This is a genomic window from Actinoplanes sp. NPDC000266 (assembly GCF_042899005.1).
Lineage (GTDB): Bacteria > Actinomycetota > Actinomycetes > Mycobacteriales > Micromonosporaceae > Actinoplanes.
In genome coordinates this window covers 213,854-237,381 of the sequence record NZ_JBIAZI010000006.1, presented here as the reverse complement: position 1 = coordinate 237,381, position 23,528 = coordinate 213,854, and the positions used below count along the sequence as shown (strand labels likewise).

22 protein-coding genes are annotated in these 23,528 nt (G+C 67.0%); 7 read left to right on the top strand and 15 right to left on the bottom strand.

The features are described 5' to 3' along the window. The first annotated feature begins 6 nt into the window (after positions 1 to 6). The 4 genes from ACFY36_RS25330 to ACFY36_RS25315 all read left to right on the top strand — a co-directional run bounded on the left by ACFY36_RS25330 (position 7) and on the right by ACFY36_RS25315 (position 7,280). Positions 7 to 3,111, top strand: a complete 3,105-nt coding sequence (locus ACFY36_RS25330; protein ID WP_499748411.1) for a type I restriction endonuclease subunit R — start codon at positions 7 to 9, stop codon at positions 3,109 to 3,111. 403 nt (positions 3,112 to 3,514) lie between these two features. After that, positions 3,515 to 4,783, top strand: a complete 1,269-nt coding sequence (locus ACFY36_RS25325; RefSeq protein ID WP_499748410.1) for a hypothetical protein — start codon at positions 3,515 to 3,517, stop codon at positions 4,781 to 4,783. Then, positions 4,780 to 5,355 carry a hypothetical protein gene (locus tag ACFY36_RS25320; RefSeq protein WP_499748409.1) on the top strand — a complete coding sequence of 192 codons (576 nt, stop codon included), beginning with the start codon at positions 4,780 to 4,782 and terminating at the stop codon, positions 5,353 to 5,355. The genes ACFY36_RS25325 and ACFY36_RS25320 overlap by 4 nt, the downstream gene beginning before the upstream one ends. After that, a complete protein-coding gene (locus tag ACFY36_RS25315) occupies positions 5,352 to 7,280 on the top strand; it encodes a hypothetical protein (protein WP_499748408.1) in 1,929 nt (642 codons plus the stop codon). Before ACFY36_RS25320 ends, ACFY36_RS25315 begins: the two co-directional genes overlap by 4 nt. A 76-nt stretch (positions 7,281 to 7,356) precedes the next feature. Here ACFY36_RS25315 and ACFY36_RS25310 read toward each other — a convergent pair whose 3' ends face one another. Next, positions 7,357 to 7,878: a hypothetical protein gene (locus tag ACFY36_RS25310; protein ID WP_499748407.1), complete on the bottom strand. Its 522-nt coding sequence runs from the start codon at positions 7,876 to 7,878 to the stop codon at positions 7,357 to 7,359. A 458-nt stretch (positions 7,879 to 8,336) separates the two neighbouring features. Between ACFY36_RS25310 and ACFY36_RS25305 the strand changes: the two genes are divergently transcribed. Both ACFY36_RS25305 and ACFY36_RS25300 read left to right on the top strand, forming a co-directional pair. Further along, complete coding sequence (locus tag ACFY36_RS25305) at positions 8,337 to 9,428, top strand: glycoside hydrolase family 19 protein (RefSeq protein ID WP_499748406.1); 1,092 nt, start codon at positions 8,337 to 8,339, stop codon at positions 9,426 to 9,428. A 108-nt stretch (positions 9,429 to 9,536) separates the two neighbouring features. Then, the gene (locus tag ACFY36_RS25300; protein WP_499748405.1) at positions 9,537 to 9,839 is read left to right on the top strand and encodes a hypothetical protein; all 303 of its coding nucleotides are present in this window, start codon (positions 9,537 to 9,539) and stop codon (positions 9,837 to 9,839) included. 1 nt (position 9,840) lies between these two features. On the opposite strand, the gene ACFY36_RS25295 is transcribed toward ACFY36_RS25300, so the two are convergent. From ACFY36_RS25295 to ACFY36_RS25230, 14 genes are all read right to left on the bottom strand, one after another. After that, a complete protein-coding gene (locus ACFY36_RS25295; protein ID WP_499748404.1) occupies positions 9,841 to 10,302 on the bottom strand; it encodes a SitI3 family protein in 462 nt (153 codons plus the stop codon). A gap of 6 nt (positions 10,303 to 10,308) precedes the next feature. After that, positions 10,309 to 11,514 (bottom strand): CdiA C-terminal domain-containing protein, encoded by a 1,206-nt coding sequence (locus tag ACFY36_RS25290; RefSeq protein WP_499748403.1) that lies wholly within the window; start codon positions 11,512 to 11,514, stop codon positions 10,309 to 10,311. Next, positions 11,511 to 11,819: a type VII secretion target gene (locus tag ACFY36_RS25285; RefSeq protein WP_499748402.1), complete on the bottom strand. Its 309-nt coding sequence runs from the start codon at positions 11,817 to 11,819 to the stop codon at positions 11,511 to 11,513. Before ACFY36_RS25285 ends, ACFY36_RS25290 begins: the two co-directional genes overlap by 4 nt. Next, a complete protein-coding gene (locus tag ACFY36_RS25280; protein WP_499748401.1) occupies positions 11,816 to 12,187 on the bottom strand; it encodes a YbaB/EbfC family nucleoid-associated protein in 372 nt (123 codons plus the stop codon). Before ACFY36_RS25280 ends, ACFY36_RS25285 begins: the two co-directional genes overlap by 4 nt. A 42-nt stretch (positions 12,188 to 12,229) precedes the next feature. Next, on the bottom strand, positions 12,230 to 13,030 hold the full coding sequence (locus ACFY36_RS25275; RefSeq protein WP_499748400.1) for an ABC transporter ATP-binding protein: 801 nt from the start codon (positions 13,028 to 13,030) through the stop codon (positions 12,230 to 12,232). 5 nt (positions 13,031 to 13,035) lie between these two features. Next, a complete protein-coding gene (locus tag ACFY36_RS25270; RefSeq protein ID WP_499748399.1) occupies positions 13,036 to 14,061 on the bottom strand; it encodes a FecCD family ABC transporter permease in 1,026 nt (341 codons plus the stop codon). Then, positions 14,058 to 15,077, bottom strand: a complete 1,020-nt coding sequence (locus ACFY36_RS25265) for a FecCD family ABC transporter permease (RefSeq protein ID WP_499748398.1) — start codon at positions 15,075 to 15,077, stop codon at positions 14,058 to 14,060. Before ACFY36_RS25265 ends, ACFY36_RS25270 begins: the two co-directional genes overlap by 4 nt. A gap of 4 nt (positions 15,078 to 15,081) precedes the next feature. Continuing rightward, positions 15,082 to 16,080 carry an iron-siderophore ABC transporter substrate-binding protein gene (locus ACFY36_RS25260; RefSeq protein ID WP_499748397.1) on the bottom strand — a complete coding sequence of 333 codons (999 nt, stop codon included), beginning with the start codon at positions 16,078 to 16,080 and terminating at the stop codon, positions 15,082 to 15,084. 87 nt (positions 16,081 to 16,167) lie between these two features. Next, positions 16,168 to 18,321, bottom strand: a complete 2,154-nt coding sequence (locus ACFY36_RS25255) for an FtsX-like permease family protein (RefSeq protein ID WP_499748396.1) — start codon at positions 18,319 to 18,321, stop codon at positions 16,168 to 16,170. A 4-nt stretch (positions 18,322 to 18,325) separates the two neighbouring features. Continuing rightward, the gene (locus ACFY36_RS25250) at positions 18,326 to 19,072 is read right to left on the bottom strand and encodes an ABC transporter ATP-binding protein (RefSeq protein WP_499748395.1); all 747 of its coding nucleotides are present in this window, start codon (positions 19,070 to 19,072) and stop codon (positions 18,326 to 18,328) included. 74 nt (positions 19,073 to 19,146) lie between these two features. Continuing rightward, positions 19,147 to 19,797: a response regulator gene (locus ACFY36_RS25245; protein WP_499748394.1), complete on the bottom strand. Its 651-nt coding sequence runs from the start codon at positions 19,795 to 19,797 to the stop codon at positions 19,147 to 19,149. Next, entirely contained in the window at positions 19,785 to 20,993 is a 1,209-nt protein-coding gene (locus ACFY36_RS25240; protein WP_499748786.1) for a sensor histidine kinase, read from the bottom strand. Before ACFY36_RS25240 ends, ACFY36_RS25245 begins: the two co-directional genes overlap by 13 nt. A gap of 14 nt (positions 20,994 to 21,007) precedes the next feature. Beyond that, positions 21,008 to 22,378 (bottom strand): DedA family protein, encoded by a 1,371-nt coding sequence (locus ACFY36_RS25235; protein ID WP_499748393.1) that lies wholly within the window; start codon positions 22,376 to 22,378, stop codon positions 21,008 to 21,010. Positions 22,379 to 22,441: 63 nt separating this feature from the next. Next, a complete protein-coding gene (locus tag ACFY36_RS25230; RefSeq protein ID WP_499748392.1) occupies positions 22,442 to 22,789 on the bottom strand; it encodes a hypothetical protein in 348 nt (115 codons plus the stop codon). 163 nt (positions 22,790 to 22,952) lie between these two features. Here ACFY36_RS25230 and ACFY36_RS25225 point away from each other — a divergent pair, with 163 nt between their 5' ends. Further along, positions 22,953 to 23,528 carry a copper resistance CopC family protein gene (locus ACFY36_RS25225; RefSeq protein ID WP_499748391.1) on the top strand — a complete coding sequence of 192 codons (576 nt, stop codon included), beginning with the start codon at positions 22,953 to 22,955 and terminating at the stop codon, positions 23,526 to 23,528.

Here is a 23,528-nt window from a genome sequence, read left to right as displayed (position 1 = left end):
TGAGTCGTGGCGAAGGGCATTGAGGAACGCGAGTTCCAGAACCTGATGATCCGGTGGTCTCTGCCGATGGGCTGGACCTTCGCAGCGGGCAGATCGCTGCCTCGGGAGACGACGCAGACGGTGCTAGTAGGCGAGTTGCGAGACGCGATCGTCCGGCTCAATCCGGACGTGATCGACGCATTCGACGTGGACGCGGTAGTCGCTGAGATCGTTGCTACCGTCAACGCAGTTGAGGGCGGCCTCGTACGCGCCAACGAGCAGGTCCTGCACCTGCTGCGCGGGCGTCAAGAGTTCCGAGACGCCGACGGTGCGTGGCACCCCCTCAAAGTCATCGCCTTCGAGCATCCAAACGACAACGCGCTGGTCGTGTCGGACGAGGTGACAATCACCGTTCCGGGTAAAACCCCGCGTCGGTTCGACCTGGTTTACTGGGTCAACGGGTTGCCGCTGGTCGTGGTCGAGGTGAAGTCGCCAACTTCGAAGTCGGGCTGGGCAGACGCCGCCCGTGAGATCAACGATGTGTACGCCACCGAGTACCCGTGGTTCTTCGCCTCGAACGTGTTCGCGGTCGCAACCGATGGGATGAAACTGCGGTTCGGTGCCGCCGGCGCGCCCACGAACCTGTGGCAACCATTCCGGTCGACCGCTGACGACGAGTCCTTGTCTGGTGAGGCTGACGTGCAGCGCTCGGTCGAATTGCTGCTCCGGCCGGCGACGATCTTGGACATACTGGCGAACTTCGCCCTGTTCGACACCTCGGGCGGCGGGGCGGACAAGAAGTACCTGCCCCGTTACGCGCAAATGGAGGCCGCACACCTGATCCACCAGCGGGTTCTAGACGACGGGTCGAGGGGCCTGATCTGGCATCACCAAGGCTCAGGGAAGACCTTGCTGATGGTGTTCGCCGCATCCCTGCTGCTGGCCGACACTCGTACCGACTCGCCGACGATCATCCTACTGTCGGACCGGACCCAGCTTGTCCGGCAGACCTCCGGGGTTTTCATCTCCGCGATGGGGCACGCCTACTTCCATCAGCCGACCACCAGCCAGGAGTTGCGTTCACTGCTGGCCGACGACGTACGTGGCGTGATCTCGACGACGGTCCACAAGTTTGCCGATGCCGGCAAGAACCTGTCGACGCGGCGAAACATCATCGTGATGGTCGATGAGGCGCACCGGACTCAGTCCGCCATCCGTGAGGGTGGAAGGGTCATCGTCAAGGCGGACTCGCTTGCCGGGCAGATGCGCGCAGCGTTGCCGAACGCGAAGTTCTTTGGCATGACTGGCACCCCGGTACGGAACCTTTCCACCGATACGTTCGCCCTCTTCGGCGACGTGAGCGACCCGGGCCGGGTGCTGCACCGGTATTCGGTGTCCCGGTCGCTGCAGGACGAGGCGACCGTTCCGGTCATGTTGGACCCGCACCCCGTTCTGTTCGAGATGGACGATGAGGAGTTGCAGGCCGAGTTCGATCAGTTCGCCGACGATTTCGACCTCGATGATCCGGACCGTGAGGTGCTGTCCCGTAAGTTCGGGCGGCTCACGTGGGTGTTTTCCAATCCTGATCGCATCCACGCGGTGTGTCAGGACATCGTCGATCATTACCTGGCCGGCGCCTACCGCAACGGTTTGAAGGCGCAGGTCGTCGCGTATAACCGTGAGCTGGCGGTGGCGTACACGGCAAAGATCAACGAGTTGCTGGCGGGGTTCGAGGCGTCACAGGTCCTTGCCGAGGTCGGCAAGCACGAGCGGATCACCGCCGAGGTGAACATCTCGGTCTCCGATGCCAAGGACGAGGACCGCGCGATGCGGCTGTACCAACTCTCGGAGGCCGACGAGGAGGAGCAGAAGCGGAGGTTCCTCTCCCCGGACGACCCGCTGTGCTTCGTGGTGGTGACCGCGAAACTAATGACCGGGTTCGACGCCCCAAACGAGGGTGTGCTGTACCTGGACAAGCCAATGAAGGCTCATTCCCTGTTCCAGGCGATCACCCGCCCGAATCGAACCTGGGTGTCCCCGGTCGGCTTCGTGAAGACGTGCGGGGTGGTGGTCGACTACATCGGGTTGGCCGAGGAGGTCCAGCGGGCCGTCGTGGACCCCACGGCGGACGACGCCGGCGAAGGCGGCGGGTTCGTCACCGATGTGACCGTGTTGGTCGCGGAGTTCCGCTCCAACTTCGCTCGTATAGAGGACCTGCTGGCGGGCGTGGATGACCTGGACCTCGCGGTCCACGGATACGAGTCCGTGCGGGCGATCAATAAGTTCCTGGACGCCGACCAGGGTGCCGCAGAGGTGTTCTCGCGCGATTATCGGCTCCTAGCCCGGCTGTACCCGCTGGTGAGCACCGACAAACGGATCACCAAGTATCGGAACGGTTTCGCGCTGTTCGGGTCCGTGTACACGACCTTGTTCAAGAAGTCCTCCGATGAAGAGCGCAAGGAACGGCTGAACGAGCTGGGGCCGATGGTCCTGGAGATCATCAACGCGCACGTGCACTCCTTCTCCGTAGTCGCCACACAGGAAGAAGCCCTCGTTCTGGACGCTCAGGGCATCGCCGTGCTCAAAGAGTTGATGGCGCTCGTCCGTCCGAGAACCGGCAAGGGCGGCGGCGAGGACAAGGCAGTGCCGTCACCGCGGGAGATCCTTGACCAGATCAAGGCCGCCCTCGACAAGGAGGTCGAGCCGGGCTCCGCGAAGTACACCGCCCTCGCAGAACGCATCCGGCTACTCCGGGACCGGATCATCCAGGACGCCCAGGACGCCCTCGAGTTCCTGTCGGAAGCACTTCGGACCGCCCGCGCCATCGTGAACGCTGGAAAGAACCCCGACGAGGCCGTCGTCGTACTCGACGACGACCACGTGGGTGTCCTGTCGCGGATCATCCGCGACCATGCGCCGCCTGGCCTGACCATCACGGAGCGGAATCTGGCTGAGGAGATCGACCAGGTAGTCACCCGAACCCTTGCCCAGTCGTGGGACAACGCGGACGCCCGCAACCGTGGAGTTCGCCGTGCCACCGCCGCGGTCTTCCGCAAGTACCTCTTGAAGCCGGTCGGAGAGCCGTACGACTCCACCGTCGCTTATATCGAGGCCCACTACCTCGTTGACTGACGCATCGCCAAGGTTCCACTGGTCTGTCGGCCGCCGGCCTGGTTCGATGGCCCGCTCTGAGCAGGACGCACGAACTAGTGGCCGTCGGATCCACTTGCGATGACCTGCTCAATCCGCCGGGTATCGCGGGAGCGCCCTAACCGGTGCAACGACGATTCCGGGAAGTCCTTGTTGGACGGCACTGTCGCTTAGGCGACAGTTGGCTGATCGACACGCTGTGATCGGGCAAACTGCTGCCGAGCAACCATCGAACGGTGAGTGCGTCGACAACTACTCAGTGCTGTGCAGGTGGCCATTGCGCACGGGTGACGGGGAGCCTTCGGCGACTGACCTCGTCCTGACGGAGAAACCACCGGATGACGCCGGTGCTCGGACGGCCGATCAGTACGAGTGGCAGGCGGTCATGGCCACCGCGGACGGGTTACGCCTGTATCTAGACGCACTCGATCCTGCTGGCAACCTGGCCTCTTCCGGGACCACGAGGGTCGTATGCGAGCATCACGAGGACTGGGTCGCTCTACGCGGCGACGACGCCGAACTCGTCTCCGCCAAGCACCCAGGCCTACCGTTCGGTGCCTACAGCACCCTGAACTCCCTCGCAGATGATGGCGGCGTGGCGCACCTGTTCAACCGGTGGCTCACAATGGGCGAAAAACCCACCTGTCGGCTGGTCACCACTGCCGGAGCCTCTGGCCCCGCCCAAAAGCTTGTGGAGATTGCCGTGACTGCGCGGCAGCGCCGGCTTGACGGCGAGCCATTCGTGCCAGACACCGAGCAGGAGGATCTCCTCATAGGGTTCGGCAGAGCGCTGTTGAAGCATTGCGACGGCCTCTCGCAGCGCTGGGCATCATCCAACGGCGGCCCGCCGGCATCGATTCCGACAGCTGCCCACCGGCAACAGATCATCCGTTTCCTATCAATCTTTACCTTCCAAGACAGCGTGCCTCGTAAGTACGCGCCGTATGCGGCGCCCTCGATGTTCGTGCAGCCGGTTCTCGATCGACTCGGCAGTACCGCGCCCTCTGGTTCTGTGTGGGAAGCCGTTCTCGCCGTGTTCCGGGCTCGCATGCGCGCTGCCGGACCGACCCCGATCGGCGGGCTCCCGCCAGTCCTTGCCGTGCCTATCGGTGCTACGACACTGACATCAGTCGAGCTCGAGATAAGCCTGGCCAGCCGCATCGTCACGCTCGCCGACATCGACCTTGCCACCCGTACAGCGATCGCCAACCCGACCGGCTTCGCGCCGCTACCGCGTCTGGTGCGCACCACCCGACTGGCGATCAAGATGGAGGTCGGAGGCTGCACGGACAACACTGTGGAACGCGCCGAGCAGTTACGCGCCGACTACACGGACTTCTGGCGTGTCCCGCTGGCAGCCGACCCAAGCGCGCGTACCAGGCAACAGCGGCTGCACCGCCTGCTCCTGCGGATCAGCGACGCCGCCACCGAACGGGTGAAGAACCCGGACGGCCGATGGGGTGCTGCTCTCTGGCGGCAAGTCGAAGCCGACCTCGATCAGCAGCAGGACATGCTCCCGGTTGACATGGACGTCGACCTGGCCCTCGGTGGCCTCTGCGAGCTGTCCAATCGTTGCCAAATGTGGTTCAGCGACAGTTTCGATGTCGCCTCCGAGCAGGCGCGCCGACGGCCAGTGGAAGGAACAGGCTCGTGATCGGAGAAGATCCGGACGCCCTCGAACTGGCTCTGCTGCGCGAGGACCTCGCCTATCACCAGGCTCGTGTCTTACTGCTGGTCAGTGCGGTGGCGACCGAGCCAGGGCACAAGCGCAAGCTCGACGGCCTGACCAAACTCGCAAAGTTGGACTTCCTTCTGCGCTATCCAGCGCTGGCGAGCACGGTGCTTGATCCACTCGACCCGCGCGATCGGCGGCTGCATCTCGCCGACGAGGACATACACGACCCGACCGCGGTGGAAGCGCCGATGACCCGGTACAAGTACGGCCCCTGGGATGACCGGTACTACGCGATCATCGGTGCACTCGTCGGGCGCGGTCTTCTCCGCTACGCCCGCGGGGTCAGGAGCAGCGTTGCGCTCGTCCCCACCCCCGCTGGCAAAAGCCTCGCCGCCGATATGGCCGCCAGCGACCAGTGGTCGGACGTCGCCGATCGCAGCCAGGCCATCGCCGAGGCCTCGAGCGGGCTGACCGGTAACACGTTGAAAGATCTGATCTACCAGAGACTCGCCGACCTCATGGACCGACCGCATCGACAGGTGATCCGGTGACCACAACGTTCCGGCTTAACTCCGTCACCCTCGACACCCTGGACGGGCCAGTTCGGTATGCCTTCCCCGCAGACCTGACCCTCTTGGCTGGCCCCACCGGCGTCGGGAAGACAAGCCTGCTTGAGGCAACCAAGTACGGCTTCGGCTGCGACGGGATGCTCGCCCCCGTGATCACGGAATCAGTGAACGACGTCAGCATCGACGTCACCATCGGCGACGCTCGCTACCTGCTCGTGCGCAGCGTCGATCCCGGTAAACGTCGTAACGTCCGGGTCACCGACCTCAAGGCCCAGGAACGGCTACCTGATCACAGCACTGATACAAGCCATAGCCCCAACCTGTCCGCGTTACTCATGCAAGCGCTTGGCTTTGCCGACGATATGCGTGCCGCCGCGAGAACCATCAGTAGCACGAAGCCTGGCGCGCGGATCACCTTCGCCGACATCTTCTCCTACCTGTACGTTCCGCAGTCAGACATGAATCGGGAGATCGCCAGGAGTCAGGATCAATACCTCGCACCCAAGCGGAAAGCCGTTTTCGAGTTGCTCTTCGGCCTGACCGATGAAGCCCTGCAGGCCTTACGCTCGGAAGCCACCACCCTCAACGGCAAGGTTGAGGGGGCGAAGCGTGCGACCATGACTATCCGCGACTTCTTGGCGAACACACACACCACCAGCAAAGAGGAAGCGAATAGCGCAGTCGGCGCTGCCATCAACGAGCAGATCGCGGCAGAGGCCGCGCTACGGGTGCTTCGCGACGAAATCAACCCAGTCTCCGACCGCGAGACCCAGCTGATGCGCGACCTTCTCAACGACGCCGAAGACAGGCTCGCGGAAGCCAAAGCAGCCGTCACCTCCCTGATTCGGCAGAGCAGAGAGCTAACCACCGAGAAACGACGCGTCGAAGCTGATCTTTCCCGACTCAACCGCATGCGTGACGCTGGCGACCGCATCGCCAACATCGAATTTGTCACCTGCCCCCGCTGCCTGCAGTCGTTGACCGGCCGGCCGGTACGCGACGGTGCTTGCCGCGTATGCCTGCAGCACGACCCCGTCACCGCCGACGCATTCGAGGACCTCTACGAACAGCGGCAACTCACTGACCAGCTTCGAGAGATGGACGACCAGTTAGCTGCCATCACCGAGCAACTCAGCGCCGTCAACGACGCCGTCGCCGAGCGCGAGAACCTGGTCAAGAGCCTCACTCTCGATATCGAGCGGCGCACCTCTGCTCGGGTGACACCCCGCCTCCAGGCATTCACCGACGCCTACACCACTCTCGCCAACGCGCGGGCACGCCAGCGCGAACTGGAACAGGTTCTACGGCAGTGGGACCGTGTCGACGACATCGCAAGAGCCGAGGAGCAGCTAACGGCCGACCGGGACAGGGTGCGCGCCGAGATCGCACGGCACGAGGATGCCCTCGAACAGCGGCGAAGAGAAATCATCGATGACCTGAACGCCGAGTTCAACAGGGCCTTGAGCAGCATCGGCGTGCCAAGCATCAAGACGGCGTACATTCATCCGACCAACTATCTGCCGATCCTCAACGGTGAGCCGTACGCCAAGATCAGCCGAGGCGGCGGCATCATCACCGCCGTTCAGATCGCCTACTGGACCTCGATCCTTTACGTCGTGGTCAGCCGCGGTGACACCTACTACCCGTCATTCCTGCTGGTCGACAGCCCTCGGATGGCGCTCAACAGCGCCACCGGTATCGCCGTCGCCCTCTATCGCCGACTACACGACCTCGCGACCGCCCTTCCCGGCAAGATGCAACTGATCGTCGCCGACAATGAACTACCCGCAGAAGTTGAACGCGATTTCGCCGAGCTGGACTTCGACTACGAACATCCCACAGTCGCCACTGTTAGCCATCCGGGACCAAATTCGGTGCAAACGCTCGGGCATGAAACCGCAGAGTAGCTTGAGACGAGAAAGGTTAACCGCGGTTGCTAATTGGGTATATTAAAGACTCAAGCTGTAGGTAACAGAAGATGGTTCAGTCTTGTGGTGCCGCCGCACGGGCGCATCCGGCGCTCGTCAATTCATAACGCGTAGGAGAGCGGCTGTCATGGCTACCAGCGTCTCGACCTCCGTTCGGCTGTACTTGTAGTTTTAGTTCCGGCGTTTCCATGCATGGCTCCACTGGTTGCTGGCGCCATTTGCTTTCCGCGATGCCGATGTGTTCGGTGAATTTAGGGCAGCCGGGGAATCCGGAGGCCCCTGGAAGAAATCCCTCCACGTCCAGTTCTAGGCGCAGGTCGCCCAATCGGCATTGCTCCATCGCCTGTAGCTGAGCGTTGGTGATCAAATACAAGAGGGATGCGCGGCGGATCTCGCCGGTCCTGTTGAACGGTACGAAGGCTTCCGCTAATCCCAGCGGCGCGTGCGGGCCATTGCCCTGCGGGGCGTACAGCGTCGTTTCAACCGCTAAGAGTTGCCCAGCGCCCTTGGCGACTTGGGATATGCCGACCTCCAGCTTGAGCTGGAAGGAGTGTGCCCCAGGCCTTTGGAGATCCACGGCGATTCCGGGGCAACACTGACGGTGTAGGGCCCGAGGCCTGCATCGAACCTCAGCTGATTCACGCTGCGCCTTTCATTACTCTTATAGCCTCAAGATTCGAGGGGGGATCGTTCTCCCCGGAGACGACGCCTTACACGACGGCGAACCCGATGGGCAACCCAGCGGACTCTACGTAAACACTCGTTCGTTGGCATCATCAGGCCAGCATGCTGGAGCGTTCCCGAGAGGGTTGCTGGTCAGGCTACCTCTTAGAAGCCGTCAGCCTCTGTGGGAGCGGTGTCCTCTGTAGACGTGCGGGCCTGCGCTTTGCCGTCGCCGCGTGAAGGGTGGCGATTCGGGCAATCTTTGAGGTTTGTTTACAGATGGCTTGACTTCCGCGCGTGGGATCTAGTTGAGTCGATGTACCACTCATCCCCCTCGCGCCAGTACGTTCCCCGACGTACGGAAGGTTTGCCATGCCCAGAAAACGGCTTCTGTCCATCGTGGCCGCGGTCGGCGTTGCGCTGGCCGGTGCTGCAGCAGCGGTTATCCCCATGACGGCGTCGAATGCGGCTGAGGCCTGCGTGGCCGCGTACAGCAGCTCGGCGGTTTACACCGGCAATCAGCGGGCCTCCTACAACGGGCACAACTGGACCGCCAAGTGGTGGACCCAAGGCGAAGCGCCCAGCACCGGCGGCTCCGGCGTGTGGGCCGACAACGGCGCCTGCGGCGGTGGTACGACGCCACCACCGACCGGCAGTTGTAACTACCCGAATTGGGTTGCTGGGCAGTTCTACGCGGCCGGCGCGATCGTGAAGTACACCAATGGGCAGTACTACAAGGCCTCGCACGAGAACCCGGGCTACGATCCGGTCATCAGCACCTGGTACTGGTCGCCGTTCAGCTGCTCGGGAGGTGGCACCACGACTCCGCCGCCCACCGGTTCCGGATCCTTCCCGGTCAGTGAAGCCCAGTTCAATCAGATGTTCCCGAACCGGATCGCGTTCTACTCGTACGCCGGTCTGATCGACGCCATCAAGAAGTTCCCGGCCTTCACCACCACCGGCAGTGACACGGTCAAGAAGCAGGAGGCCGCGGCCTTCCTCGCCAACGTCAATCACGAGTCCGGCGGCCTCGTTTACGTCGAGGAACTCAACCAGGCCAACTGGCCGCTCTACTGCGACCGCAACCAGTCGTACGGCTGCCCGGCTGGCCAGAGCGCCTACCACGGCCGCGGTCCCATTCAGCTGAGCTGGAACTTCAACTACAAGGCGGCCGGTGACGCCCTCGGCATCGACCTGCTGAACAACCCCGACCGCGTCAAGAACGAATCGTCTGTGGCCTACCAGACCGCCGTTTGGTACTGGATGACCCAGCGCGGCCCCGGCACCATGACCCCGCACGACGCCATCGTCAATGGCCGCGGTTTCGGCGAGACCATCCGCTCCATCAACGGTTCCTTGGAGTGCAACGGCGGCAACCCGGCCCAGGTCCAGAGCCGCGTCGACGCTTACAACCGCTTCACCGCCATCCTCGGCGTTACGCCGGGCGGCAACCTCTACTGCTGATCCGGGGGATAGGGATTGAGGGGGTACGGCCACAAGCCGTACCCCCTCAATGCTGTGACCAGGCATTAGCTCTGGCAAGCTCAGGGGCCAGCGGGAGGTGAAACTCGATTGGCTGCTTCGGTCGGAATCTGGGCGCAAAGCGACCCCAGCGCAGATGTGGTGGTCTACCGCTGGGAGATCGGCCGCCAGACCGGTTTCGTGACGTTCGAGGTGCCGGGTCGGAGGATCCGCCCGTCCGATGAGAGCGGCCATCCCGCCGGCGACCTGCTGTTCGACGCGGCCGTGGGGGAGCCTTCGGGATCAGCGGCTGGGGTGGACATCCCGTTGTTCATCGAGGTGGTCGTTGCTCTCATGCGTGTCTATCGCCGGACGGGAGCCGCGCCGGCGACCGCGCACGCGTACTACTTCTGAGCTACAACAGCGGCTGGGGGAGCGCCGTGTTCGCGAACTGCGTCAGCAGAGGCGCGACCTCATCGTTCTCGCTCCAGTCCTCCCAGTCCGAGGAAAACGTGACTCCGTCTTCCCCATACTGAAGGACCGCTTCGTCGCCGTTGTACAGCAGTACGCCGTTGCCGCCGTATCGCTGCGCGAACGCGATGAGCATGTGAGCCATCAGCGCGATGTTGTGCTCGGTGGTCTTCTGGGACGCCTGGTTCGCGAATCGGAACGTGGCGCTGAATCGCTCCTCCCACCCGAAGAGCGCGATGGCGGGATTGACGTCGTTGCCTGTCACCGCTCGTGCGGTGACGTACATTCCGCTCAGGAAAATCGTGCCGTCGGGATGCTGGTCACCACCGATCGTGGCGGCGATGAAGGCCCGCAACGTCGCGGTGTCCACTTCCGTGTCGCCGGACCAGTCGTATTCGAGGGCCACGCCTCATCACTCTCCGAAGGGGTAGAACGGGATGACCTTACCGTCCTGAACGACCAGGATCTGCTTGAGATCGGCGATGGGTTTGCGGCGGAGCATGTCCGCGACCTGGTCGAGTGAAACCGATGTGTCGTCCATGTTCAGCACGAGGCGGCCGGCTTGATCGTCGGCGACCTTCTTGCTGAGCTTGGTGCGTATGTTGTCGAGATTGCTGGTCTCCGGCGCGTAGTTGTCGAAATACTCACCCTCGATGAGGTAGTCCGGCTCCTTGCCGTTGGGTTTCGGCGGGGGGTTCTGTTCGATGTCGTAACCATGCCGGGCCAGCGCATCGGCTGATTCGTTCTCCCTCCGTAGGGCTCGGGTTCTCTTCTTGGTCGGGTGGGCCTCGGTGCGCTTGCCTCGTGGTTTGCGGCTCGGGTCCGGCTTCCCCGATGGTGTGGTCGGGCCGTTGCCGCGGCTGCGAAGGCGAGTCAGCAGCTTCTTGATGGCCTCGATCGCGCTGCCCATCCGGTCGGCCAGACCTCGCAGATTCCCGAGGCTCCGTATCAGTCCGCGCAACCAGCCTGCGATGCGCGCGGCCCACGAAGCGCACAAGGTGCTGACCTGCTCGACCACCAAAGGCGTGGCCAGGCCGAGCGTGAAGGCCATTTCGGCGGCGTACGAAATGAGGCGTGAGACGAGCACCGCGATGGCGTCGCGCACCATCATCCGCACGCCGGCCACCAGCATTCCGGCGCCCTCGGTGATCGCTGCCATGGTGTCGGCCGCAGTGGCCAGGGCCCCGACGGCATCACGTTGCTGGCCGTTCCATGTGCGGTAGGCGTCGGCGGCACTGCCTACCCACTCGGTAGTGTCCCAGCGTCCCGCGCGGTCCAGATCGGCCGCCTCCTCGCGGAGCGCTCCAGAAATGTTGCGCCAGGTCTGTGCGTGGGCGGCGATCTGGCCGGGGTCGCCGGCCAGCCAATCCAGCGCCTCGGACAGTGGCTTGACGTGTTCCAGGATCCAGGCCACGCCGTACTGAAGGAGGCCGCCCAGCGGATCGGAGATGAGCGCGAGGGCGTCGAGACCCGCGGACACGGCTCCGAGCGTGGTGTCTATCCAGCTGCCGCTCTTGACGCCGTTCAGAATCGTCTCGATGTCCTCGGCGATCCACACGCCGGCCCACGGATCGGTCGACCCGGCGGGATTCGCCACCGCCACCAGCGGCGGCCTCAACGGGTGTTCCTCAGTCGTTCCGACGCCGCCTTGTCCGCAGTGTCGTAGGCGGTGGCCACCGACCGTAGCGAGTCAGCCGTCTCGTGTGTTGAGGCTGCGGCGGTGGCCATGCCGTCCACCATCGCCTGCTGGAGTCCGTTGAGGAGGACGGGCACGAATTGGCAGAGCTGGCCGTAGGCGCCAGTGTCGGTCTGAACGGCCCGCCCCGCATCGGCGGCCGATGTCAGCCCGTCACCGATGCCGTCGATCGAGCTGGCATGCGCGGTCAGCGAAGAAGGATCGACTTGGAACTCCGGCCCGTTCACTGTATGAGCCGGCGGCGCTGCGACTCGAGCAACATCCGGCCGGTCTCGCTCTCCGCGCCGACCGTCTCTGTCGTCGCGGCTTCGAATTGCCGGAAGAGGTCTTCCTTGGCTGCTCGCAGCGTCTCCAGAATGCTGCGAGTCGTCGCTTCGGCCGACTGCCTACGAGTCGCCTCGTCGAGGTGCAGCCGCGTCAGTTGACCTTCCGCGTTGATGGTCACCTCGACCAGGCCGTCGCGGCTGTGCGCGGTGGCCGACATCGCGGACGCGCGGCGTGTCAGAGCCTGCGCTTGCTCCGCGCGCCGGGCCATGGAGTGTTCCCACGCGTCGACCCGAGCGAGCGCGCTGTCAACCGACTCATCGCCGAACATTCACCGAATGCTATCGAACGAGTGCACACGGTTAATTAGACGTCAGGCGGCCTTGTGGCGGCCGATCGGGACGATCATCGGGGTGTCTGAGACGGGATCGGGGACAACACGGCAGCGGATGCCGAAAACATCGGTGACGATCTCCTCGGTCAGGACCTCGGTGGGGGCGCCCGCCGTGACCACCGCCCCGTCCTTCATCACCACCAAATGGTCGGCGTAGCGGCAAGCCAAATTCAGCTCGTGCAACACGATCACGATTGTGGTGCCCTCGGCCTCGTTCAAGTCGGTCAGCACGTCCAGCACCTCGACCTGGTGGCTTACGTCCAAGTACGTGGTGGGCTCGTCCAACAACAGGATTCCGGTTCGCTGGGCCAGGGCCATCGCGATCCACACCCGCTGCCGCTGTCCGCCCGAAAGCTCGTCCACCGACCTAGCGGCCAGCGGCAGCGTGCCCGTGGCCTCCAGCGCCGCCGTCACCGCCTCGTCGTCCGTGCTGCTCCACCGACGGAACCAGCCTTGATGCACGTGACGCCCGCGGCTGACCAGGTCGGTCACCGTGATCCCGTCCGGCGCGATCGGCCCCTGCGGCAGGATTCCCAGCTGCAGGGCCACCTCCCGGCTCGGCGTCTCCTGGATCGACTTGCCGTCCAGCAGCACCGACCCCGCCGACGGCGGCAGCAGCCGGGCCAGCCCTCGCAGGAACGTCGACTTTCCGCAGGCGTTCGGGCCGATGATGATCGTGACCTTGCCCGTCGGGATGGGCAGGGTCAGGTCCTGTACGACCGCGCGGTCGCCGTAGCCCAGAGACAGCGACGACGCCTCAAGCGTGGTTGGGGCCTGCATAGAGGTCAGCCTCCTCGGCCGGTGCGGTTCGACGTGGCCAGCAGCCACAGCAGGTACGGGGCGCCGATCACGCCGGTGACGACGCCGACCGGGTAGACACGGTCGCCGAGCAGGTGCGAGCCCGCGAAGTCGGCCACCAGGACCAGCAGGGCGCCCACCAAGCCGGCCTGCAACAACACGGGACGGCCGCCGCCGACCAGGCGTACGGCAATCGGTCCTGACATGAACGCCACGAACGCGATCGGGCCCGCCGCCGCCGTTGCCATGCCGGCCAGGCACACGCCGGTGAGCAGCAGCCCGAGGCGGCACGTCTCCACCCGTACACCAAACGCTCTGGCCAGGTCGTCGCCCAGCTGCATGCCGGAAAGCGCGCGCCCGAGGATCAAAGCCAACGGCAACAAGACCACAAGGGCCACGAACAAAGGCACAATCTGGGCCCACGTACGTCCGTTGACACTGCCCGTCAGCCAGATCAGCGCCTCGGCCGCCACCTTCACGTCCGACCGGGTCAGGATGAACGATGTGACGCTGGTCAGCGCCGTCCCCACCCCGATCCCGACCAGGATCAGGCGGTAGCCGCCCACCCCGTTGCGCCACGACAGCAGGTAGATCGCGATGGCCGTGACCAGCGCCCCGGCCAGGCCGATGGCCGAGACAGCCACCCCCGAGAAGCCGCCCGCCATTACCGCCAGCACCGCCGCTGTCGTCGCTCCCTGCGCCACCCCGATCACGTCAGGACTGGCCAGCGGGTTGCGCAGCAGCTGCTGGAAGATCGCCCCGGCCAGCCCGAACGCCAGGCCGGCCAGTGCCGCGACCGACGCCCGGGGCAGCCGCAGCGAGTGCATGATGTAGTCCACGCCGGCCGGCGTCGGCTGGCCCAGCAGCGACCGCACCACGTCCGGCAGGGAGATCTGGAATTCGCCGTACGACAGCGTGAGCGCGAACATGGCGATCACCGCGGCCGCCAAAACAAGCGAGACCCGGCGAGCTCGGGCATCAGCGCGGCGCCGGGTGGTGGCAACGATGCTCATAGCTCGGCCAGCCTTCGCCGCCGGGCCAGGATCACGAAGACCGGCGCCCCGATGATCGCGGTCACGATGCCCACCTGGACCTCGCCGGGCCTGGCCACGACCCGGCCCAGCACGTCGGCCAGCAGCAGCAACAACGGCGCCATGAGCATCGAGTACGGCAGCATCCAGCGGTGATCCGGGCCGGTGATGGCCCGCGCCACGTGCGGGATCATCAACCCGATGAAGACGATCGGTCCCGCCATCGACGTCGCCGTGCCGCACAACAGCACGATCGCCAAGCCCGCGACCAGCCGCGCCACCAGCACGTTCTGCCCGAACGAGGTGGCCACGTCATCGCCGAGGGCGAGCGCGTTCAACGCCCGCGCCGACGCGAACGCCAACACCGCGCCGACAGCCAGGAACGGCAGCGACTGTACGACCACATCCGAGCCCCGGTTGGCCAGCGACCCGACCTGCCAGAACCGGAACTGGTCGAACGTGTCCACGTCGTTGAGCAGCACCGCCGTCGTGAACGACGTCAACGCCGCCGTGACCGCCGCCCCGGCCAGCGCCAGCTTGATCGGCGTCGCGCCGCCACGGCCCACCGAGCCGATCGTGTAGACCAGCACCGACGTGATGGCCGCCCCGATGAAGCCGAACCACACGTAGCCGGTCAGGGTCGTCACGCTGAAGACGCTGATCGCGATGACCACGAAGAGACCCGCTCCGGCGTTGACCCCGAGGATTCCCGGGTCCGCGAGCGGGTTGCGGGTGACGCCCTGGATCAGCGTCCCGGCCAGCCCGAACGCCGCGCCCGCGAGCAGGCCCACGAGCGTACGGGGAATGCGGGACTGCGTGATGATCAGGTCGTCGCGGGAGTCGGACGGGTCGAACAGGGCGTGCATGACCGTGTCGAACGGGATGGCGCGGGCGCCGACCGCCAGGCTCAGCAGGGCGGCACCGGCGAGGGCCACCGTGATCACCACCAGTCCGGTGGTGAGCACGGTGGCCCTGCGGTGACGGGGTTCCTCCGGCACAGGGTCAGCCGAGAGCGCTGGCCAGCAGCGGGGTGACCTTGTCGACGGCGTACGAGAGGCCGGCGACGGAACTGCTCGAGAACGCGTTCGAGATGTCCTTGTCGTCCATGTAGGCCACGTGGCCGGCCTTGACCGACGGGACCGCCTGGAAGATCTTGTCGTTCTTGACCTGGTCGAGGGTGGCCTGGATCAGGAAGACCACCGTGACGTTGGCGTCGGCCAGGTCGAGCTGCTCGTTCGACAGCGGGATGTAGAAGCTGTCCTTCTTCAGCGCCTCGATCTTCGGGGCGTTCTTGAAGCCGAGCTTCTCCAGGAAGTCGACGCGGCCGTCGCCGGTCACGTACGCGCCCCAGCCGTCGCCGGTGCGGGCGATCGCGCTCACCGTCTTTCCGCTGAACGACGGGTTGGCCTGGGTGGCCGCGGTGTACTTGGCGTCCAGGTCGGTCTTGAGCTTGGCCGCCTCGGTCTGCTTGCCGAGCGCCTTGCCGATCATGTCGAGCTGCTGCTCCCAGCTCGTCAGGTACATCTCGCCGCCCTTGGGCACGTCGACCACCGGCACGCCCAGCTTGGCCAGCTGGTCGTAGCGGGTCTTCTCGCCGCTGGAGCGGGTGTCGAGGATCAGGTCGGGCTTGAGCGCGGCGACCTTCTCCATGTCGAGCTCGAGCGTTCCCAGGATGGTCGGCGCGGTCGTGTACTTGCCGGCGTTCCACGGGCCCTGCCCGTCGCCGCCGAAGGCCAGCCAGTCGCTGGCCCCGACCGGCTGCACGCCGAGCGAGAGGGCCACGTCGGCGTCGCTCCAGCCGAGCGCGACGACGCGCTCGGGCTGCTTGGGGACCGTCACGTCTCCGAACGCCGTCGGGATCGTGACCGGGAACTGCGCGGCGGCCGAGGACGACGCGGCGGGCTCGGAGGAGTCCTCGGTGCCGGTCGTCGAGCAGCCGGCGAGGACAACCGCGGCGCTCAGGATGGCGACCGGCAGGAGCCGGCCAAGCGGGAGACGCATCAGAAACTCCAGTGGCAGGGAAAGGTGAGCCTAACCTAATGGGATCTACCTGATCTTCAAACTGGAGAAACGCACGTCACACCGTGGCTACTCCTTTACTCCGGCGTTATGAACGGCCGGGACGCGAAGCAGCCGACGTACCGGCAAAGTGGTGGTGACCAGGGCCAACGCCGTCGCTCCACCCAGAACAACGACCCAGCCCATCGGCGGTACGTAGGGGAGCAGGCTCCCGGTCAGCGCGTTCACGACCGCCGTGAGCGTCACCGCCGCGATCAGGGCTCCAATGGTGAGGGCGCCGCCGAGGAGCCCGACCTGTTCCGCGGTCACCATCCGCCGCACCTGGCGACGGGTCACCCCGGCCAGTTGCAGCACAGCCAGTTCCCGCTTGCGGGCCAGCGCCGCCATCACCATCGTGTTGCCGGCGGCCAGCGCCGCGTATCCGACCATCACGCCGATGAGCAGCTTGTTCAGCCAGGCGCTGAGGGCCAGATCGCGGCTCAGCTGACCGGTCAGCTCGGACGCCGGCACGAGCGTGGCCCCCGGAATCTGTACGGCCTCGCCGCGGATCAGCACCTGGTCGTCCGGCCCGGCCACGAGCTGGCGGGGGAGCAGCACATCGGCGAACCCGAGCCCGCGGTCGTAGATCGCCACCACCTTCAGGGTCACCTGGCGGCCGTCCGGCAGCCACAGCGGAGCGGCGGAACCCAGTTTCCAACCGGACGAGTCGGCCCGCAGCTGTGACACCGCGACACTGTTGCCCTTCAGTTCGTCCAGGCTGCCCTTGTCGACACCGAGATCCATCGTGGAGGTCAGGCCGTCCAGGTCGACCGCCTTGGCCGTGGCCGGCTCGCCACCATCGAAGATCGGCACCACCACCGACGTGTTCCGCACGCCCGTCGCGGCCTCGACCCCCGGCGTACGGCGGATCTTCTCGGCCGTTCCCGCCGGCAGCGAGCCCATCAGCGCGTAATCGGCCTTCATGCCGTCCTGGCTCTGCGTGACGGTCTGCCGTTGCAGGTTGTTCTGGAGGAACCAGACCGAACCCCCGAATCCGACGGCCAGCACGAGCGCGGTCAGCACGGCGGCCGAGCCGCGGGCGTTGGCCCGCAAGTTCGCCACGGCCAGACTTCCGGAGACACCCCAGGCCGTACGCAGCAGAGGGCCGAGCACACGAGCAGCGAGGGCGTTGATCCACGGAGCGAGCAGGGCGACCGCTATGACGTACAGATAAAGCAGCCCGATCGCCGACGCCTGAGCGGCCATCCCGGTCGTACCCAGCGCGAAGACGGTCGCGGCGCCACCGGCACCGAGCGTGAGAATGCCGGACACGAACCGGACCTTGCCGCCCCGCGGCGGCTCGACCGCGATGTCACCGAGCGCCTCGGCCGGCTTGATCCGGCTGACCCGGCGAGCGGCGATGCGAGCCGCGACGATGGCGACGAGCAGAATGAGCACGACGGCGACCCCGGCCGCGAGCGGCTGACCGGTGATGGGGAAGCCCTCGGGCACGAAACCGCGGCTGACCAGCTGGTCGTGCACCCAAGTGGTGGCGAGCAGGGCGGCCGGCACGCCGATCACGGCCGCGGCCAGTGCCAGCACAGCGTTCTCGGCCATGACCAGCTTGCGCACCTGGCGCGGGGTGGCGGCGATGGCCCGCAACAGCGCGAGATCGCGGCGGCGGTGCCGCACGGCCAGGCCGACGGTGCCGGTGACCACGAAGACGATGAGCAGCACCACGTAGCCGCCGAACGCGGAACCGGCCTCCATCAGGAACGATCGCGCGTCACCGGCTTCGGAGCGATCGGCGAAACCCCGATCGTCTCCGGCGTACGCCTCGACGCCGTTCTCTTTCGCGAGGCGCTTCACGGCGTCGACCGCGTCGCCCTTCACGCCGAAGGCCGCGACCCGGTCCGGCGTCGGCCCGGGAAACGCTGTCACCTCGGTGACGCCGGGCAGGGCGCGGAGCTTGTCGCCAACGGCGGCGGGGACGGTCCCCTCGGGCAGGGCGGCGGTGGTCACCGAGTTCTCGCCGTCGAATTCCTTGGTGACGATCTCGACCTGGCGGTGGGCGACCACCACGTCCATGGCGGCGTAGCGGCCGGGATCGGGCTTGTAGACGGCGGCCGAGACGATGAAGACGGACAACGTCATCAGGATCATGACGCCGGCCGCGAGCGCGACCAGGGTGGCCACCGAGGTGCCGAGGCGGTGGCGCAGCAGGCGTATCGAAAGCTTCAGCATCTCTTCAGCCCTCCACGGCCACGAGGCGGCGACCCAGCGAGGCCAGCATCTCGGCGATCCGGTCGGCCCCCGGCTGCGGCGTGTCGTGCACGATCCGCCCGTCGGCCAGCAGGAGCACGCGATCGGCGTACGACGCGGCCACCGGATCGTGCGTGACCATGACGACGGTCTGCCGGTAGTCGGTCACGGCCGACCGCAGCAGCGCCAGCACCTCACCGGCCGACGTCGTGTCCAGCGCGCCGGTCGGCTCATCGGCGAAGATCACTTCCGGTCGTATGGCGAGGGCGCGCGCGATGGCGACGCGCTGCTGCTGACCGCCGGACAGTTGGGCGGGCCGGTGCTTGAGCCGCTGCGTCAGGCCGACCCGCTCGACCACTTCGGACACCCAGCGCGGATCGGGCAGGAGGCCGGACAGCCGCCCCGGCAGGAGGATGTTCTCCTCGACGGTCAGCGCCCCGATCAGGTTGAACGCCTGGAAGACGAACCCGATCCGGTCCCGCCGGAGCTCGGTCAGCTTGGTCTCGTTGAGCTTCGACAGCTCGGTGTCGCCGATCCACACCCGCCCCGAACTGGGCCGGTCGAGCCCCGCCGCGGTCTGCAGCAGGGTGCTCTTCCCCGACCCGGAGGGCCCCATGATCGCCGTGAAGGTGCCACGCCCGAAGGCGGCGTCGACTCCGGCGAGGGCCGTGACCTTCTGCCCGTCGGTGGCATATGTCCGAGTGAGCTGCTCGATCCTGATGACTGCGTCCATGCCGAAAACGCTATTTCCGCCGGCCCCGATGATCGATCCGGCTAACTGCCCAGTCCGGGGTATAGCTGGCTGTACTACCGGGCCGCTTCGAGGTAGCGGAGGACGGCGGTGACGCGGCGGTCGGCGCGGTCGTCCGGGGCCAGGTCGAGCTTGGCGAAGATGCTGCGGATGTGTTTGTGCACGGCGCCCTCGGTCACGACCAGCTTCTCGGCGATCGCCGTGTTGCCGAGCCCCTCGGCCATCAGCGCCAGCACGTCGCGCTCGCGTGGGCTGAGCCGGGCCAGCGAACTCTCCGGCCGCTGCCGCGCCAGCAGCAGCCCGACCACCTCGGGGTCGATCGCCGTGCCGCCGTCGGCGACGCGGTGCAGCGCCACCAGGAACTCCTCGACGCGCCCGACCCGCTCCTTGAGCAGGTAGCCCAGCTTGGCCGCCCCGCCGGCCAGCAGATCGGTGGCGAAGGCCTGTTCCACGTACGCCGACAGCACCAGCACCGCCAACTCGGGCCGGCGCCGGCGAGCCTCGACCGCGGCCACGATGCCCTCGTCGGTGTGCGTCGGCGGCATGCGAACGTCGACGATCGCTACGTCCGGCTCGTGCTTGTCGACCGCCTCCAGGAACGGCTCCGGCGAATCGGTCGTCGCCACCACGTCGAGCCCCTCGGCCCGCAGCAACAACGCCAGCCCTTCCCGGAGCAGCGGGTCGTCCTCGGCGATCACGATCCGCACGGCAGCTCCACCCACATCGTCGTCGGCCCGCCCGGCGGGCTCTCCATGGTCAATCTCCCGTCGTACGCCTCGACGCGCCGCCGGATGCCCTTGATGCCCGACCCGTTCGCCTCGTCGGCCCCGCCGCGCCCGTCGTCCTCGACGCGGATCCGCAGGTTCCGCTCCGCGAGGCTCACCGACACCGTCGCGCTGGTCGCCCGGCTGTGCCTGGTGATGTTCGTGAGCGCCTCGGCCACCACGAAGTAGGCCGTCGCCTCGACCGACGCGGCACACCGCCCGGGCAGATCGACCTCGAGCTTGCACGGCACACCGCTGTCGGCGGTCAGCGCCTTGAGCGCACCGTCGAGCCCGCGCCCGTCGAGCACCGGCGGCAGGATCGTCTTCACCACCGTCCGCAGCTCGGCCAGCGCCTGCTCGGCCGCACCCTGCGCCCGCTCGAGAAGCTCACCGGCCCCGTCGGGATCGCGGGCCACCTGTCTTCGCGCCGCGCCGAGCAGCACGGTCACCGCGACCAGCCTGTTCTGCGCGCCGTCGTGCAGCGACCGCTCGATGCGGCGCAGCTCGGCCGCGTGCGCGTCGAGCGCGGCGGCCCGCGTCGCGGTCAGTTGGGCCACCCGCAGGGACAGGTCGGCGCCCGCCGGCGGCGCCAGCAGCGTGCGCCCCGGCCACGCCTGCACCCGGGCCAGGATCGGGTGGCCGAAGACGCAGACGGCCAGCCAGAAAACCCCGTACAGGCAAACCAGCAGTGCGCCGAAAAGCCCGTCCACGTACCAGAAAACGATGCCCGGACCGGTGCCCGCCGGCACCAGCGTCCACCACAGCGGGAAGGTCAGATCCTGCACCGCGTAAAGCGGCAGGCTGATGCCGAGGATGCCGAGAACCATGCCCCACGTGGAGTGGACGGCCACCCAGGCCAGCTCGCGCCACACCACCGGATCGCGGGCCGCCCGCAGCCCCGGCGGCAGCGGATCGGGCTCGATGATCTCGGGACCCCAGCGGGAGAGACGCGCCCGCTCCCGGTCGGCGGCGGCCCGCACGGCCCGGGCCGCGCTGTGCACGAACGGCAGGCCGACCCCGATCACGCTGGTGACCGCGACCGCCGCCACCCAGATCAGCGCGCCGATGGCCAGGATGGCCGTGCCGAGCCCGCCGACGAGCCGCTCCAGGGCGTCGACGGCCGCGCGGGCCCGGTCCATCAGGTTCACGGGCGTCACGTTAGAGCAAGGGTCCGACGGTTTTCGCCGATCGGCCGACGGGTCGACCAGATTCCCGCGTTGAGCGCCGCCCAGGCCACGCCGAGCATGACCGCGGCGACCGTCTCACTGAGCCGGCTCCAGCCCAGGTAGACCCACGACCCGGAACAGACGGTGACGGCGATCGCTGCGATCGTCCACAATGCCACCTGCGTACGCCTGGTCTCGATCCTCTGCACGACGAGCCAGGCCAGCAGCCCGACGACGGCGGCCAGGCGCGCGGTCTCACCGGCGGCCATGGTCGCCAGCGCCGACCCGGCGGCGGCGGACGGTAACGGCCCGTCGAACTCGCCGAGTGACGGCAGAACAAGCGCGTCCGGTTGGGTCCAGTCGACCGGATCGAGCAGTTCGAGGGTGATCGACAGAATCGCCATCGGCAGCACGGGCGCCAGGCACCGGAACAAGCCCGGCAGATCGGGCCGGGTGCCCCGCGCCCAATGGCCGAACAGCCACCCGCCCACCGAGATCGCCGCGGCCACGCCCAGCAGCGCCTCCGGGCTCACCGAGGTGGCGAGATCGAGCGCGAAGAGATAACCGTCCGAGGTCCACTCCCCACGGGCCCAGCGCGCGACCGCCTCGTCGGCTTCGGCCAGACCGCTGAACCGCACAACGGGCGGAATGGCCACCACCAGCAGGATCGCCGCCACCGCGAGCAGACCCAGGCTGACCAGCAGCGGGCTGCGAACCATGACGCCCGCGAGCGGCAGCCTCCCGCGCGCCATGACGCCCGTGAGCGGGATGCGAACCCTCAGACCCGAGAACGGGTGGCGACCCACCCAGCGCCCCGCCAGCACGAGAGCGACGATGAGGGCCGTCAACACGGCCAGGGCGCCGCCGGCTCGTCCGGCGCGGGCGGCCAGTACGTCGTACGAGGCCCCGGCGAAGTAACTCGCACCCACCAGCCAGGTCGCCCAGAGAATGACCGCCGGGGTATGAAATGCCGCGAAGCGGCGATAAGGCACCCGTTTCCGCCCGGCCAGTCGCGGCACCAGCGTGCGCGCCCCCACCACCCACTGACCGAGGAAGACCGCCCGCCCGCCGTAGCGCTCGAAGAGCCGCTCCGCCTTCCGATGCTCCTTGGGCGGCTTGCGTTGCCCCGCGAAGAACGCGAAGTTCCCACCCGCCAGCCCCGCGACCACCGCGCTGGCCAGCGCCGGGCCGATGCCCACCACCCCCTCGTTGGCGAGCAGACCCAGCGCCACCAGCGCGGTGGCCGACGGCAGCACAAGCCCGGCGACGAACGCCGCTTCCCCCGCCACCAGCGCCGCCACCACGACCATTACCAGAACGGGCGGGAGAGCCCCCAGGATCTCGTCGACCACCTGCACCTTCGGAGCGTATGGACGACACCCGATGCCCCGGATCGGTGAGATCCCCCCGCCCGACCCTGATCAGACACCCGTAGTGGCCGGCCGCCGCAGGGCCAGCGCCCCGCACACCGCCGCCACCCAGACCCCGGCCAGCTGAACGGCCTGACCGGCAGCCACCAGCGCACCTTCGTCGCCGCGGAGGTTGTCGAAGCCGGTCCCGCTGATCAGAAAACCCACCGTGATGAACAAACCGAGCACCACGGCGACCGCCGGCACCCACCGCCACGGCGCCCAGGCGACGAATACCGCCCCCACAAGCAAAATGACGATTCCCGGCGGTACCGCCACCGGAAACTCCACCCCGCCGGCCCACAGCAGCCCGATCCCCACCGCGCCGACAACCAGCCCCACCACCGAAAGCGTCTTCATGAGACCGATACTTCGGCGCGGAGCCACGTCACGAATCCGCCCGCGAGCGGCACTGCCGGTACGCCCACAGACGTACGAGGGAACTCGCTCCTTACGGTGAACGACTAACCACGAGCCATCCGTAAACAACGAAGACCCGCCCTAGCAGAAGGACTTCCGACCGATGAGCCGTCTCACCTCTCGCCTGGCGCTGGCCCTGGTAGCCACCGTCGCGGTCCTGCTGCCCGGCGCCCCCGCGTGGGCCCACAATTCCCTGGCCGAGGCGACCCCGGCCAAGAACGCCACGGTGAAGAAGGCCCCGGAAAGCGTGAAGCTCCGCTTCCTGCAAAAGCTGAACCCCACCGCCACCAAAATCACCATCACCGGCGCCACCCCCGTGACGGCCTCCGCCCCGAAGATCGAGGGCGCCACCGGCACCATCACGTTCGCCCCACTGCCCAACGGCGAATACACGGTCGCCTACGACGTCGTCTCGAAGGACGGCCACCCGGTGAAGGGCTCCTACAAGTTCACCGTCACCGCCCCGGCCCCCGCGACCACCTCGCCGGCCCCCGCCCCGTCACCCACACCGACCACCGAGGCGCCGACCACTCAGGCGCCCACCAGTGCGGCGCCGCCGGCCGCCCTGGTCTCCGACGACGAGTCCTCCAGCAACACGGGCTGGGTGATCGCCATGATCGCCGGCGCCCTCATTGTGGTGGGTGGCGTCTTCGTGGTCCTGCGCCGCCGTCGTATCTGA

Bases quoted from the DNA above. Each gene is read 5' to 3' on its own strand.
- ACFY36_RS25230 (WP_499748392.1), bottom strand. From the start codon at position 22,789: ATGAAGACGCTTTCGGTGGTGGGGCTGGTTGTCGGCGCGGTGGGGATC.
- ACFY36_RS25225 (WP_499748391.1), top strand. From the start codon at position 22,953: ATGAGCCGTCTCACCTCTCGCCTGGCGCTGGCCCTGGTAGCCACCGTC.
- ACFY36_RS25275 (WP_499748400.1), bottom strand. From the start codon at position 13,030: ATGCAGGCCCCAACCACGCTTGAGGCGTCGTCGCTGTCTCTGGGCTAC.
- ACFY36_RS25270 (WP_499748399.1), bottom strand. From the start codon at position 14,061: ATGAGCATCGTTGCCACCACCCGGCGCCGCGCTGATGCCCGAGCTCGC.
- ACFY36_RS25250 (WP_499748395.1), bottom strand. From the start codon at position 19,072: ATGGACGCAGTCATCAGGATCGAGCAGCTCACTCGGACATATGCCACC.
- ACFY36_RS25280 (WP_499748401.1), bottom strand. From the start codon at position 12,187: ATGTTCGGCGATGAGTCGGTTGACAGCGCGCTCGCTCGGGTCGACGCG.
- ACFY36_RS25255 (WP_499748396.1), bottom strand. From the start codon at position 18,321: ATGCTGAAGCTTTCGATACGCCTGCTGCGCCACCGCCTCGGCACCTCG.
- ACFY36_RS25240 (WP_499748786.1), bottom strand. From the start codon at position 20,993: ATGGACCGGGCCCGCGCGGCCGTCGACGCCCTGGAGCGGCTCGTCGGC.
- ACFY36_RS25305 (WP_499748406.1), top strand. From the start codon at position 8,337: ATGCCCAGAAAACGGCTTCTGTCCATCGTGGCCGCGGTCGGCGTTGCG.
- ACFY36_RS25325 (WP_499748410.1), top strand. From the start codon at position 3,515: ATGGCCACCGCGGACGGGTTACGCCTGTATCTAGACGCACTCGATCCT.
- ACFY36_RS25260 (WP_499748397.1), bottom strand. From the start codon at position 16,080: ATGCGTCTCCCGCTTGGCCGGCTCCTGCCGGTCGCCATCCTGAGCGCC.